Source organism: Flavobacterium sp. H4147, assembly GCF_029360735.1.
In the GTDB taxonomy this organism is placed as follows: Bacteria; Bacteroidota; Bacteroidia; order Flavobacteriales; family Flavobacteriaceae; genus Flavobacterium; species Flavobacterium endoglycinae.
The window spans coordinates 1183237-1198110 of the sequence record NZ_JARKNB010000002.1 but is presented as its reverse complement, the minus strand read 5'-3'; the positions used below and the strand labels follow the sequence as shown (position 1 = coordinate 1198110).

General features: G+C 33.1%; 13 protein-coding genes. 1 reads left to right on the top strand and 12 read right to left on the bottom strand.

The window, feature by feature from the left end:
* Nucleotides 1–26 precede the first annotated feature (26 nt).
* Entirely contained in the window at nt 27–1499 is a 1473-nt protein-coding gene (gene guaB / locus P2W75_RS13040) for an IMP dehydrogenase (protein ID WP_207297192.1), read from the top strand.
* Nucleotides 1500–1558: 59 nt separating this feature from the next.
* Here the strand turns inward: guaB and P2W75_RS13035 are convergent, their stop codons facing one another.
* The 12 genes from P2W75_RS13035 to P2W75_RS12980 form a co-directional block, all read right to left on the bottom strand.
* Nucleotides 1559–2062: a hypothetical protein gene (locus P2W75_RS13035; protein WP_276380784.1), complete on the bottom strand. Its 504-nt coding sequence runs from the start codon at nt 2060–2062 to the stop codon at nt 1559–1561.
* Nucleotides 2063–2200: 138 nt separating this feature from the next.
* Complete coding sequence (locus P2W75_RS13030) at nt 2201–3100, bottom strand: L,D-transpeptidase (protein WP_276380783.1); 900 nt, start codon at nt 3098–3100, stop codon at nt 2201–2203.
* A gap of 86 nt (nt 3101–3186) precedes the next feature.
* Nucleotides 3187–3735: a hypothetical protein gene (locus P2W75_RS13025; protein WP_276380782.1), complete on the bottom strand. Its 549-nt coding sequence runs from the start codon at nt 3733–3735 to the stop codon at nt 3187–3189.
* Between the two features lies 1 nt (nt 3736).
* Complete coding sequence (locus P2W75_RS13020) at nt 3737–5230, bottom strand: S41 family peptidase (RefSeq protein WP_276380781.1); 1494 nt, start codon at nt 5228–5230, stop codon at nt 3737–3739.
* Between the two features lie 39 nt (nt 5231–5269).
* Entirely contained in the window at nt 5270–5854 is a 585-nt protein-coding gene (locus P2W75_RS13015; protein ID WP_276380780.1) for an NUDIX domain-containing protein, read from the bottom strand.
* Nucleotides 5855–5903: 49 nt separating this feature from the next.
* On the bottom strand, nt 5904–7175 hold the full coding sequence (locus P2W75_RS13010) for an adenylosuccinate synthase (RefSeq protein ID WP_276380779.1): 1272 nt from the start codon (nt 7173–7175) through the stop codon (nt 5904–5906).
* A gap of 96 nt (nt 7176–7271) precedes the next feature.
* Complete coding sequence (locus P2W75_RS13005; RefSeq protein WP_207297185.1) at nt 7272–7736, bottom strand: Fur family transcriptional regulator; 465 nt, start codon at nt 7734–7736, stop codon at nt 7272–7274.
* Nucleotides 7737–7824: 88 nt separating this feature from the next.
* Nucleotides 7825–10047 carry a bifunctional (p)ppGpp synthetase/guanosine-3',5'-bis(diphosphate) 3'-pyrophosphohydrolase gene (locus P2W75_RS13000; RefSeq protein WP_276380778.1) on the bottom strand — a complete coding sequence of 741 codons (2223 nt, stop codon included), beginning with the start codon at nt 10045–10047 and terminating at the stop codon, nt 7825–7827.
* A gap of 265 nt (nt 10048–10312) precedes the next feature.
* Complete coding sequence (locus P2W75_RS12995; RefSeq protein WP_276380777.1) at nt 10313–11101, bottom strand: RNA methyltransferase; 789 nt, start codon at nt 11099–11101, stop codon at nt 10313–10315.
* Nucleotides 11102–11244: 143 nt separating this feature from the next.
* Nucleotides 11245–12330, bottom strand: a complete 1086-nt coding sequence (locus P2W75_RS12990) for a phosphoglyceromutase (RefSeq protein WP_276380776.1) — start codon at nt 12328–12330, stop codon at nt 11245–11247.
* Nucleotides 12331–12456: 126 nt separating this feature from the next.
* Entirely contained in the window at nt 12457–13365 is a 909-nt protein-coding gene (locus P2W75_RS12985) for a hypothetical protein (RefSeq protein WP_276380775.1), read from the bottom strand.
* 108 nt (nt 13366–13473) lie between these two features.
* Nucleotides 13474–14805, bottom strand: a complete 1332-nt coding sequence (locus P2W75_RS12980; RefSeq protein WP_276380774.1) for a DUF58 domain-containing protein — start codon at nt 14803–14805, stop codon at nt 13474–13476.
* Nucleotides 14806–14874 lie beyond the last annotated feature (69 nt).

Here is a 14874-nt window from a genome sequence, read left to right as displayed (position 1 = left end):
CACGCAATTCAACTAGAAATTGCACCATGATAGCACACAACTCCAAGATTATCGGCGAAGGTTTAACTTACGACGATGTATTATTAGTACCTAACTACTCGAATGTGCTTCCTCGCGAAGTGAGTATCAAATCAAAATTTTCAAGAAACATAACATTAAACGTTCCGATCGTATCTGCTGCTATGGATACTGTGACTGAAAGTGCAATGGCAATCGCTATGGCGCAAGAAGGAGGAATAGGTGTTTTACATAAAAATATGACTATCGAACAACAAGCAGGAAAAGTTCGAAAAGTAAAACGTGCTGAAGCAGGAATGATTATTGATCCGGTAACTTTACCAATGACTTCTACTATTGCAGACGCAAAAAACGCAATGAAAGAATTCGGAATCGGCGGTATTCCAATCGTTGACGAAAATAAAATCCTAAAAGGAATCGTAACAAACCGTGATTTACGTTTCGAAAAAAACGGATCGAGACCAATCGCTGAGGTTATGACAAGTTCAAACCTTGTTACAGTTGCAGAAGGAACTTCACTAGAACAAGCTGAAGTAGTTTTACAAGGCCACAAAATCGAAAAATTACCAGTTGTAAATGCTAAAAACGAATTAGTTGGTCTAATTACGTTTAGAGATATTACAAAATTGACTCAAAAACCAATCGCTAACAAAGATTCATTTGGTCGTTTGAGAGTTGCTGCTGCAATTGGAGTTACTGGAGATGCAGTTCAAAGAGCTGAAGCCTTAGTAAATGCGGGTGTAGACGCTATCATTATTGATACGGCTCACGGACATACAGAAGGTGTTGTAAATACTTTAAAAGAAGTAAAATCAAAATTTCCTCAAATAGACGTAATTGTTGGAAACATTGCTACTCCTGAAGCGGCTAAATATTTAGTAGAAAATGGCGCTGACGGTGTAAAAGTAGGTATTGGACCAGGTTCTATCTGTACAACACGTATTGTTGCAGGTGTTGGTTTTCCTCAATTTTCTGCTGTTCTTGAAGTGGCTGCTGCCATTAAAGGAAGTGGTGTTCCTGTAATTGCAGATGGAGGTATTCGTTATACAGGAGATATTCCAAAAGCAATTGCTGCTGGTGCCGACTGTGTAATGTTAGGTTCATTATTAGCAGGAACAAAAGAATCTCCGGGAGAAACTATTATTTTTGAAGGAAGAAAATTCAAATCATACCGCGGGATGGGTTCTGTGGAAGCTATGCAGACAGGTTCTAAAGATCGTTATTTCCAAGATGTTGAAGATGATGTTAAGAAATTAGTTCCAGAAGGAATTGTAGGACGTGTTCCTTATAAAGGTGAATTGAATGAAAGTATGCTTCAGTTTATTGGAGGTCTTCGTGCCGGAATGGGATATTGTGGTTCAAAAGATATTCCTACTTTACAAGAAACTGGACGTTTTGTTAGAATTACTTCAAGTGGAATCACTGAAAGTCATCCGCATAACGTAACGATTACAAAAGAAGCTCCAAATTATTCAAGATAATTTTTAGTTTTATAAATATTAAAAAAGGCGTAAAAGTAAATTTTTTACGCCTTTTTTATTTAATTAATAATTGAAATGCCGTTATCCAATTCATTAATAGTATTTTGATTTTGTTCTATCGATTCGGCTTGGCCGCCATATTGCAATTGTATCGAACCGCCTTTTCCGTTGTAAATATACCCCTGATATTTATATAAAAAATCATTATAATCTAACTCACAGGTAAAGTAATTTACTTCAATATTATTTAGTTTTTTCTTGAATATTTTTAGATTTTTAATTTTTCCATATTCTTTATACTGCTCTTCTATAGTGCTTTTGAGTTTTTTCTCAGGTATAAAATAATCATATTCAATAAAATAAGCATTGACTAAATTGTACTTATCATGAAATTCAGCATCCCAATTTTCTGATTGAGGATTTTGGATCCAATGTTCAGGATTGTACTTTATTTCATAAATCCCTTTTCGGCTGGTATAGGTTTCTGATTTTGAATTGTTTTTGGTTTGTCCTATTGCGAAAAAACCTGATAATAAAAACAATAATATTAATTTTTTAGACATTTTGTATTGTAAGTTTATTTTTATAATCAAAAATAATAAATTCATTTCAATAGAATGATAAAAAAATGTTTCGTTTAAATAAAAAAACAGCCAAAACTTAAAATAGTTTCGGCTGTTTTATTTAGATATTTTTCGTGTTTAAAGAGAAGTAGTTTTTTGTTCTGTGTCTCTTACAGTCTGATTTTCTAAAATTTCCTGTAGAAACGGTTTTACTTCTTTTTCGACATCAGATTCCGAAATTTTTAATGCTTTTGGATCAGATGCTAACTGAAGCCATGGTTTTGGACCGTCAAAATTATAACTTCCAAAAACAACTACCGGAGTTCCTTTGACTTTTACATTTTCTTTGTCCTTTAAAACCCATTCGTCTGCAAATTTGTATAAATATTTAGCGTCTTTTTCTAATAATCTTAAACAGGAATGTGATGCTGGATAACCAGGTAAATCATATTCATGAAAACCAACTCCTTTTTTATTTTCAATATTGAAATTCCATTTTAATTCCCATTCGTCATTAAAAGTACTGGTTGTTTTTTCTGCTTTCCAATTGGTGAAAAATAATCCAGTTGGAGTAGGATCTTTTTTTCTTCCCATATTAGTTGGACCAGTTCGGACTAATTCACCGTTTTCATAAGCGGCAAAAGTCTGGGTTGGATATGAGAAAATAATAATTTTTGAAACTTCTTCTAATGCTGAAACATGCAACGGAAATGGCAGATAATATACCAAATCTCCACTAAAATCAGATGGAATTACCACCGAATCCAGTTTTTTAAGATTCGTTTTGTCGGCTCTGTTTATAGCCGAAACGATATCCATTTTAGTGCTGTCAGCTTCATTGGCTTTCAGCCAGTCTTTCACTTTTGTAAATTGATAAGAAACGGAAGATTCCGGTTTTTTATATTCAATAGTTTTCTTAGGTTTTTCCTTTTCAGCGGTATTGTCTGTTAAGTTAATAGTATCACTTTTTTTACATGAAACGACTAAAACTAACATTAATATAAGTAGGGCATTTGCTGTATAATATAACTTTTTCATAGGTCGTATTTTTATAATGATAAAATTATATATATGATAGCTCAAAAGGGTTACATAATTTTTTAAATTGGTTTCGTGATTTTCATTTATATGCTTTTCATTTCCAACATTGCATCTATGGTTAGTTTAAAAAGCTGTAGTAATTGATTCAATGTGTTAAGGTCAAGAATTTCTCCATCTATAAAATAAGACAATTCAAATTCATTTTCAGGAAGTTTTTGTTCCCAGATTCCTTTTTGATCTGATATTTGAATATTTACATCTTTTTGAGATGAAATTAAATCTCTGATTTCTTTGTTGCGCAATAATGTTTTGATTTTAAATTCATTATTACTTTTAATTGTAAACATTTTGTCAAAATCATCATAACCAATTTCTATATCTTGTGCTCCAAATATTTTTTCAATTTTTCGAATAAAACCTTCTTTGTAAATTTCAAATTTGAAATTATCTTTTAAAGTTATTGGAGCAACAATCCTAGTCATTTCTGCACTGTATTTTCCAGACCAAAGTCTATAATTATCAAATACGATTTTCCAGTTTTTATATTCAATTTCCACAGAATCTGAGTGTGAAGAGTGACCTTCTTTAAAAGTACCAGTTGTATGTTCAGCAAATTTTTTCCAGATAGTCATATTATTTTTTATCAATTAATTTCAAAGTATATTCAAACTGAGTATCTTTATTTTGCATAAAATCTTCAAAGGTCTGTGAGATTGCATGATCTGGAATTATTCCTCTTCCAAAGACTTGATTGGCTTTTTTGGGAACATCCTGCTCTAAATTTACAATCGAAAATTGGGTTTTGATTTTGGTGTTTGGCAATTCATATTCGATAGGAGTGTGGCCATTGTGCCCAAAATAACCTCCCATCGTTTCTTCGCCAATAACAATTGCATTTGTATTTCCAGCTACAAGAGCAGCAAACAACGATCCAGCAGAAGCGATTCTCGGACTAATAAGCAAATAAATCTGGCCTTTAAAAGTGTTTTTATCCGGTTGTAAAACTGGATTAAATTTTTTATCCTGAGGATATTTTTTGTTAGTGAGTTTTGGGAATTCTTCAAGTAATTCATCTTCAAAATCTTTTCGCTCTTCCTGTTGCTTTTTTGCATCCGTTTCTTCATAAACTAAGTAATTAGCAAATGGTATTTTTTGAAAATTGACATACGCCGAAGCATTTTCACGATATGGTTTTTGTGTCAAATAAGAGAAGGTAAGAATATCATTTGGATCAGTTCCGCCGCCATTGTTTCTAATGTCTACAATTAAGTTTTGGATTTCAGAATGCTCAGACATGTATTGAAAACAACTGTCTAAGTACTTTTTGTAGGCAATATGTATTTTGTCTTTCGCATTTCTTCCAATTACAAAGGTATGCACAGAAAGCAGCGCTGCGTTTGGAGAAATTAATTTAAAAGAATATTTATCTTTTGCTCGAGCGTATTGCAAACTATCCATTGGAAGTGAAAATCGCTTTTTGAAGTTTTCTTTTCTGATTTCATTAGAAACAGAAGCAATCGTTTTGGTCAGCTTTTGCGTTTGATTAGGAAGCGAATATTCGACTAAAAAACTTTTTTGAGGGCCATATTCCATTTCGAAATATTTAGCAAACGAACCTCCAATTCCAATTGATTTTCCTGTAATGTTGTAACCGTCAGTCGTGTAGTATTTGTAGAGAGATGACAGTAATTTTTGAGTTTCTATTCCGTTAATATTGTGAATTTGAGAACCCAGCGGAATTTCTGAATTTTCAAAATTAATAATGAGCTTCTTACTGATAAGTTTTACAGGATATGGAAAGAAAATATTTCCTGATGAACGTTTCTTTTCAAAATCATCAGGAAGAGTTGTGTCATTGTGCAGACTTCCTTCAAAATCGGTAATTTGAAGAATTATTTTATAGAATTCTATAAGTTCTTTTGGTTCTTCGAGCTGCGAGAATGCCCAAGAATAAATACTGTCAATCTGTTGTTTTGTTCTGTATTTATACAATCCAGAATTGGCTTTTTCTCTTATTTCTTTAAAGATATTTAAATCTTGTTTGAGTTTTTCTGAAGGCCATTTTTCATTTTGCGAGAAAATAAACAATGGTAAAAGAAAAATTAGTATTGTTTTAGATTTGAGCATTTTAGATTGTTTTATGAATCTAAAATACTCAAAAAAAATCTAAATCAGATTTTTTATTTTGGCGTGCTGTAATAGCATAATTGTTTTGGCATCAGTTATTTCCCCAGATTCAATCATGGCGTAAGCTTCTTCAAATGTATATTCTAAAACTTCAATATTTTCCTGTTCTGCATCCAGTCCTCCGCCTTCGCTTACTTTCATACTTTTGTCGTATTCGCCAACAAAAAGATATAAAATCTCAGTTACAGATCCAGGAGACATATAAGTTTCGATAACTTTCTGGACTTTGCTTAAACGATAACCAGTTTCTTCTTCCGTTTCACGGATAATAGCTTGCTCTGCATTTTCTTTGTCTAAAAGCCCAGCACAAACTTCAATCATCATTCCCGTTTTATTTCCATTTAGAAAGGTTGGCAGACGAAATTGTCTCGTTAAAATAACTGTTTTTTTAGCAGTATTGTATAATAATATACCTGCTCCATTTCCTCGATCGTACACTTCACGAATATGAGATTCTACAGGCTGATTTTCTTTTTTATAATTAAAAGTTACTTTGTGTAACAAGTACCAGTTGTTAGATAATAATTTATTTTCTGTTATTTCTATTTCAGGATTCTTTCTCATAATGTAAAATCAAAAAAAACGCCCTGATAATCAGAGCGTTTAAAATGTATTATTTTGTTATTGTTTGTTTTCTGTCTGGTCCAACCGATACAATTTTGATTGGTACTTCGATTTCTTTCTCAATAAACTCAATATATTCTTTCAGCTCGATTGGCAATGCATCGTAAGTTGTCAATCCTGTTAAATCAGCTTTCCATCCTTTAAATTCTTTGTAAACCGGAGTAACATTTTCTGGTTCAATGTTATAAGGGAAGTGAGAAATGTTTTGTCCTTTGTAATTATATTCAGTACAAACTTTCAAAGTTTCAAAACCAGAAAGGACATCACCTTTCATCATCATTAACTGAGTAACTCCATTTACTTGTACAGCATATTTTAAAGCTACTAAGTCCAGCCATCCGCAACGTCTTTGTCTTCCTGTTACAGAACCAAATTCGTTACCTACTCTTGCCATTGTAGCACCAACTTCGTCAAAAAGTTCTGTTGGGAAAGGTCCGCTACCAACACGAGTAACATAAGCTTTGAAAATTCCGTACACTTCTTTGATTTTGTTAGGAGCAATTCCTAAACCAGTACAAGCTCCAGCAGCAGTAGTGTTTGATGAAGTTACGAAAGGATATGTTCCGAAATCAACATCTAATAAAGATCCTTGAGCTCCTTCACAAAGAATAGATTTACCTGCTTTTTGAGCTTGGTGCATGTATTCTTCACTGTCAATGAAATCTAATTTTTTAAGTTCTTCGATAGCTTCAAAGAATTCTTTTTCTAATTCAGCTAAGTTATATTGAATATTAACATCGTAAAAAGCAATCATAGCTTCGTGCTTATCCGCTAAAGCTCTGTAACGCTCTTTAAAATCTTCTAGTTCGATGTCTCCCACACGTAAACCATTTCTACCCGTTTTGTCCATGTAAGTTGGTCCAATACCTTTAAGAGTAGAACCAATTTTTGCTTTTCCTTTTGAAGCTTCAGAAGCCGCATCTAGTAAACGGTGAGTAGGTAAAATTAAGTGTGCTTTTCTGGAAATAATTAATTTGCTTTTGATATCAAGGTTGAATTTTTGTAAACCTTCGATTTCTTTTTGGAAAACTACTGGGTCAATTACAACTCCATTTCCGATGATATTTACTGAATTTTTATGAAAAATTCCAGAAGGAATGGTTCTAAGTACGTGCTTAATTCCGTCAAATTCTAATGTATGTCCTGCATTTGGTCCTCCTTGGAAACGTGCAATAATATCATAATTTGAGGTAAGAACGTCAACAATTTTTCCTTTACCTTCATCTCCCCATTGTAATCCTAGTAATAAATCTACGGTCATTCTGTTTTAATTTGCGTTGGGACAATCTAAGTTGTCCTACTGATTATGTAGTTAATTTTCTTTTTTTAATTTTTTGAAAAAGTCTAAATGTTCAGACTATGAATTTGAACTCTGCTTTTTGTTTCCGTAGAAATAAAGTGAGTGATTTGTAATTTCGATATCAAAGATTTCTTCGATAGTCTTTTTGATGGTTTGAATTCTTGGGTCACAAAATTCAATTACCTCACCAGAATCTGTCATAATGATGTGATCATGCTGTTTATCAAAATATGATTTTTCGTAGTAAGCCTGATTTTGCCCAAATTGATGTTTTCTAACCAAAGCGCAGTCCAACAATAATTCAATCGTGTTGTAAAGTGTTGCTCTACTCACACGATAGTTTTTGTTTTTCATTTTGATGTAAAGGTTTTCTATATCAAAATGCTCCTCGCTATCGTAAATTTCCTGAAGTATAGCATAACGCTCAGGAGTTTTGCGATGCCCTTTTTGTTCAAGATACATTGTAAAAACATTTTTTACAATTTCTTGATTCTTAGTGTTGTCAGTTGAGATAAGTGTCATATCCGGCAAAGATAATTTTTTATTTTTAATGAATAAAAGTTTCGGGTTTAAAGTTTCGTTACAAAATTCTTATAGTTTCCCTAAAAAGTTAGGTTCTGTACTCTCTTGTAACCTTATCAACACCGTCAATTTTCTTAATTGCATTGATCATTTTCTTTAAAATCGTGTTGTTCTGAACGATTACAGCAATCTGTCCGTGAAAAATTCCAGCATCAGTGCTCAAAGAAATACTCTGGATATTAACACTCATATTATTTGAAATCACACGAGTCAATTGATTGGTAAGTCCTAAAACGTCCATTCCGGTAATATTGATGATGGCTTTAAATTCTTCTTGGGAAGAATCGATCCATTTGGCACTCATAATTCTATAGGCATAATTTGACTGCATCCCGATAGCGTTCGGACAGTCTTTTTTATGCACTTTTATTCCTTCGTTAATGGTTACGAAACCAAAAACATCGTCACCTGGAATTGGGTTACAGCATTGCGAAAGTTTATAATCCAGTTTGTCGTGTTCAGTTCCGAAAACCAGCATGTCGTAATTACTGCTGATAACGGGTTTGTGAATATCTTCAGAAATGGCAGTGTCTTTATTTCTTTTGATTTTATTTTTAAAGAAATTAATAAACGTATTTCCTTTCTGTGCTGCGTAATCTTTAAGCTGTTGATTTTCTATAGCACCAATTCCAACGCGGTAAAATAAATCTAAACTGGTTTTTAATTTAAAAAAGTTAACTAACTCGTTTGTAACTTGTTCGTTAAGCGTGATTTTTAAATGTTTTAATTTTCGGGTCAGTAATTCTTTTCCTTCTTCACCAATTTTTTTCGTGTTCTCGTTAAGAACGTTTTTGATTTTATTTTTGGCTCTCGAAGTCGTAACATATTCCAGCCAGTTTACGGTTGGTTTTTGATTTGCTGAAGTAATAACTTCTACCTGATCACCACTTTTTAATTCATGGTTTAATGGAACCAAACGTCCGTTAACACGTGTACCTCTGGTTTTTATTCCAATCTCTGAGTGAATACTAAAAGCAAAATCCAGAGAGGTGGCTCCTTTTGGCAGCGATTTTATTTCTCCTTTTGGCGTAAATATGAAGATTTCTTTAGAATACAAATTCATTTTGAAATCTTCTACGAAATCTACTGCGTTGGTTTCAGGATTTTCTAATGCTTCACGAAGTAAATTTAACCAAACATCCAAACCACTTTCTTCAGTTGCGCCGTTTTTATATTTGTAATGTGCAGCGTATCCTTTTTCGGCGATTTCATCCATACGTTCGCTTCGCACCTGCACTTCAACCCAGCGGCCTTTTGGTCCCATTACAGTAATGTGAAGGGCTTCGTATCCAGTTGATTTAGGAGATGAAATCCAGTCACGTAAACGGCTAGGGCTTGGTCTGTAATGATCGGTTACGATGGAATAAATTTTCCAGGCAATAAATTTTTCGTCATGCGGATCTGATTTATAAACGATTCTAAGTGCGAATTTGTCATACACTTCGTCGAAACTTACGTTTTGTGCACGCATTTTTCTGCGGATCGAATAAATAGATTTTGGACGGCCTTTTATGATATAATCGATATTCTCTGCATCAAGTGATTTTTTGATGACTTCAGAAATGTCTTTTATGTACGCATCCTGCTGTTCTTTTGTCTCCCTGATTTTACTTACGATATCATCGTAAACGGCAGGTTCTGTATATTTTAAACCTAAATCTTCAAGTTTGGTTTTGATATTATAAAGTCCCAAACGGTGGGCAAGGGGAGCGTAAATATAAAGTGTTTCCGATGCAATTTTGGTTTGTTTGTATTCTGCCATCGAATCCATCGTTTGCATATTGTGAAGGCGATCGGCGAGTTTAATTAAAATTACACGTACATCATCATTCAGCGTCAGGATCATTTTACGGAAATTTTCCGCCTGCATCGATGCATTTAAATCTTTTTGAACTAAGGAAATCTTCGTTAAACCTTCAACAAGCTGCGCTACTTTTGGGTTGAATAGACGTTCGATATCTTCAACAGTTATAGGAGTATCTTCGACAACATCGTGCAGTAAAGCTGCGGCAATAGAAGTCGCACCCAGACCAATTTCTGAGGCAACAATTTTTGCAACTGCAATAGGATGAAAGATATACGCTTCGCCTGATTTACGACGTTGTTCTTTGTGAGCATCAACGGCAACATCAAAAGCTTTTCGAATTAATTTCTTGTCAGCAGGGGTTAAAGTTTGGTAGCTGATTCGAAGTAATTCTTTGTATTCGTGCGCAATAGCTTTGTTTTCTTTTTCAATATCAATTTCTGTCATAACGGCATAGTTCAAGTACTAAAAATAAGAATTTGTTTGAACATACGCAAGGGGGGACGATTGTTGATTTTAGATTGTTGATTTTTGATTTTTTCCTGTAGGATTGGGCTTCGACTTCGCTCAGCCTGACATTAAAAATTGAGAAATCCAAATTTTAAATTGCTTCACTTGTTCGTTATCGCTCGAGTCTAAATTCCAAAAAAGAGCAAAGCGATTTTTAAAATCTAAAATCTAAAATCTAAAATCTAAAATCTAAAATCTGCAATCAAAACCCTCTTTGTCGTTTCGCTTCAAAAATTAAAATCGCAGCGGCAACCGATACGTTCATGCTGTCGATTTCGCCCTGCATTGGGATAATGATATTTTGAGTGGCTTCATCACGCCATTCCTGGGTTAATCCTGTTGCTTCTGTACCTACAACCAACGCTGTTGGAGTAGTGAAGTTTTGAGTGTGATAAGAAGTTGAATTTTGTAAAGTAGCGCTGTAGAAATTGATTTTTTTTTCTTTTAAAAAAGAAATGATTTCTGAAGTGGTTCCCGTTGCAATTTGATTGGTAAACAGACAACCAACGCTGGAACGAACAATATTCGGGTTGTACAAATCGCTTTTTGGATTGGCAATTAAAACGGCATCCAGATTTGCAGCATCTGCTGTGCGTAAAACAGCACCAATATTTCCTGGTTTTTCTAAAGATTCTACAACCAAAATCAATGGATTATCAGATAATTTTAAATCAGATAATTTTAAGGATTTGCTTTTGGCAACCGCTAAAATTCCTTCGGTAGTATCGCGATAGGCTAGTTTTTGATAGACTTCCTTGTTGATTTCGATTATTTGAAATGGCGAACGAATTAGTTTGTTGATTTCGGTTTCGGAAACTAATTCTGGTAAAAATAAAACCGTTTCGATTTCATAACCTCCTTTTATGGCTAATGAAATTTCACGTAATCCTTCAATTAAAAATGTTCCGGTTTGTTTTCTGGCTTTGGATTTTTCTTGAAGTAAAACCAAAGATTTGATAAACGGATTTTGAATTGAAGTGATTTGTTTCATTTTTAAGGCTCAAAGTTGCAAAGGGGCAAAGGTACAGAGTTTTTTTAAAAGCTGTACAGGTTTTTTCGCCACGAATTCAGGAATTTATTTAATCTTAAACTTAAACAAATTCGTGAATTCGTGGCGGGGAAAAATACTAAAAACTATTTTTCAAAAACTTCTTTTATTTCTTCGGCAACGGGATGATCTGTTGCGAAAGTATAGCCTAAAATTTTTGCAATGGTTTGAGCGAATTGTTTTTGATAGAATTGAGATTCTATTTTGATTTCACCTTTAGGAGCGATTTCGGGCCCCATTGCAGCAAACCAAATTTCTGATGCACCTGCAACATCGGCGCCGTGATCTGTCCATTGTGTTTTGGTTTTATCGCCGCGTCCGTGATCGACGGTTATAAAAAGGCTTGTTTTGTTTTTGTACTGTGGATCATTTTGTACAAAATCCCAAATTTCTTTTATCCATTTATCGACTTGATTGGCGGCATCAAGATACGATCTGTAATCACCGTGATGTGCCCATTCATCGGTTTCGCCGTATGCGATATAAAGCACTTTCGGCTTTTTATTTTTCAGTTCATCCATTGCCTGATAATGTGTAAAAACATCCAGACATTCATCTTCATGAAAAGGTTTAAATGAATTGTCACGCATTTCATTTAATAAGTTTTGTGCTGGAGTTGGTTTATTGCCGCCCACTTTATCAAAAGCAGAAATTACAGGAAAACCGCTTCGCTCTTCATTTAAAATTCGGTCGAAAGCGTCCCAAGCGCCAAAAGCGGCTATTTTTCCTTTTAGTTTTAATTGTTTGTTCAGGAATTCGAGAACGTTGCTATTTGGATTGGGTTTGTAACCATTTGAGTTTACCTGAAGGTCAACATTTCCAGTCATAATTTCGCTGTATCCGGGATAGCTAAACCAATACGGATTAGAAACATCAACTTTACTGCCCAATTCACGATTGCCGTAAACTTGCCCTTTTGTGGCAATTTCAGACCAGAAAAAAGGCATTAATTTTTGACGTGATGCCACAGGATTTGAACCTGCGTATTTTTTGTAAATATAAGTGCTGTCTCCCTGATTGAATTTTTTATCATTGGCAATTGCCGGATCAACACCTTTGAAAACTTCCTGCCATCTAAAGCCGTCGGTTGTAATGATAATGATGTTTTCCGTTTTTTGAGCCTGAGACGATATGCTTATTAAAATGAATAGAATTAGGATTATTTTTTTCATTTTTACCTGCTTTTAAATTGTTAGAATCAGATTGTTATTTTCTTTCAAAATTAATTTAATAATAGCCGATAGCTGCAAAGTAAATCTATAAAATAACCATAAGTTAACAGATTACAAAAAACTCATTTATTCTAATTCATTAAAAGAATTAACTTTAAAGAGGAGTTGTAATTTAATTGGATCTTTTTTTGAGTTTGGATAATTTTCTGCATTGACTCTTTGTTCAAATACCTTCATGATATCTAAATCCAAATTATCTTTTACGGCATATTCTATTTCATTTTTGTTTTCTTTTAAAACAAATTGAACCCTTATTTTTCCAGCTTTTTCGGAGTTTTTAAATAGTTCCTCAAATATTACATTTGTTTTTTCAATGATTAATTTAAGATCTTCAAATGAACTATTTTCTACTAATTCTGCATCAGAATTTAAAAAAATCACTTTTTCAAGTTTAGTTTCTTTTTCTCCATTTTGATAAGCTACAGTTGCATTAATTTTGTTTGATTTCGGAGCTTCGTCCAACCACATTAATTTCAAATTTTTCTTTAAAAGATTCAAAATGTAGTTGTGTTCTTTTGTTTCGATAATTAATAACGGTTCATCAATATCAAAGGAAATTACTGACCAATAATATATTAGTTCTTGAGGAGTAGCTTTTCGTATTATAAAATCGTTTGCAATTTCGATTTTAAACTCATCCCATATAATTTTTGATTCATTAAGATCCTGACTCAACTTTCCTTCTAAGACTTCATTATCAACATGAAATTGTACTTTCCTTCCTTCGATACTTTGTATTTTCTCATTATCTTTAAATCTTTTCCATAGTACAGGACCAATAACAAGATTGTCTTGTAATAACTTATAATCAGAATTGTTAGACAGATTGTCAGCAATTAGTTTTTTTGCTTTTTCAATGGTCTTATTGTCAGCATAATTGTAAACAATGCCTTTCGGTATTGTAATAATTTCACTTTTTTGAGCTTGGGTTTTAGAAATAAATAAAAGAAATAGGATAAGGACTATTTTTCGCATTTTTAAGCAATTTAAAATTACTAATCGTTTTGATTTCTTCAAACTAATTAATTTAATTTATCCAATTTTACGCAATAACGTCATAACTATAAATTGATAAAAATAAATTTATAGAATTCCTCTAGACTTAATCTCAAGATATTTATTGATAGCATCTAAAGTCAGATTTTCAGGCTGTGTTAAGACCGAATGTATTCCGTATTTCTTTAATTCGTTGGCGATAAGGCGTTTTTCGAACATAAATTTTTCGGCAATTACTTTATCATACACTTCCTGGATGGTATCGGTTTTTTTATTGATGATTGAATTTAATTCCGTGTTTTGGAAGAAAACGACCACTAATAAATGGCTTTTCGCAATTCCTTTTAAATATGGTAACTGACGATTTAAACCGTCCATTGTTTCAAAATTGGTATACAGAATAATCAAACTTCTTTGGTTGATATTTTTTTTAATATCAACATACAAACGGCTGTAATCGCTTTCGAAGAAATCAGTTTTAATGTTGTATAAAGTTTCAAGGATTTTCTGCATCTGCGAACCTCTTCTTTCGGCAAAAACTCTATTTTCTACCTTTTTTGAAAATGCAAAAAGTCCGGCTTTATCCTGTTTTTTCAGAATTACATTAGATAAAACTAAAGTCGAATTAATGGCATAATCCAGCAGACTTAAGCCATCAAAAGGCATTTGCATCACACGACCTTTGTCAATTGCCATGTAAACCGATTGCGATTTTTCATCCTGAAACTGATTGACCATCAAAGCATTTTTCTTTGCAGTAGCTTTCCAGTTTAAAGTGCGGAGATCATCTCCTTGAACATATTCTTTAATCTGCTCGAATTCCATTGTATGTCCAATTCGGCGGATTTTCTTAATTCCGTATTGATACAGATTATTTGAAAAAGCCAATAAATCGTATTTTCTTAACTGAATATAAGAAGGATAGGTAGGAACCATTTGGTCTTTGCCGAAGACAAATCTTCTAGAAATTAAACGCAATGGCGATGAAACGTAAATATTTAAGAATCCAAAATGATATTCGCCTCTTTCTGTTGGACGCAGTTCGTATCCAAATTCTTTATGTTCTGAAGCTTTTACGGTTTTAACGATTTTAAAATCACGAACCTGAAACTGAAACGGAATTTCATCAATTATCTTAATCAAAATTGGAAAAGTATAGTGATTTTTTACCTGAATATTGATTGGGTTTAAATCTCCGTTTGAAAGTTTTTCTGGTGTTATTCTTTCAGCTTCGATTCCGGTTTTTGTCAGATATAAAATTAAAAGATCAAGTCCCAGAAAAGAAAATAATACCAGCACCACAAACCAAACTGCATTGTATAAATTTGGAAAAATAAAGGCGCAGACAAATAATACTATAATGCCCAAAAGCAGATAGAAGAAGAAATTATTGAGATATAAACTTTTTATGAATTTCAATTTTTCTTAGTTTAATTTTTTTAATGTGTTTTTTAGTCTCAGTTTTCAGTTTTCAGTCTCGGTTTCAGT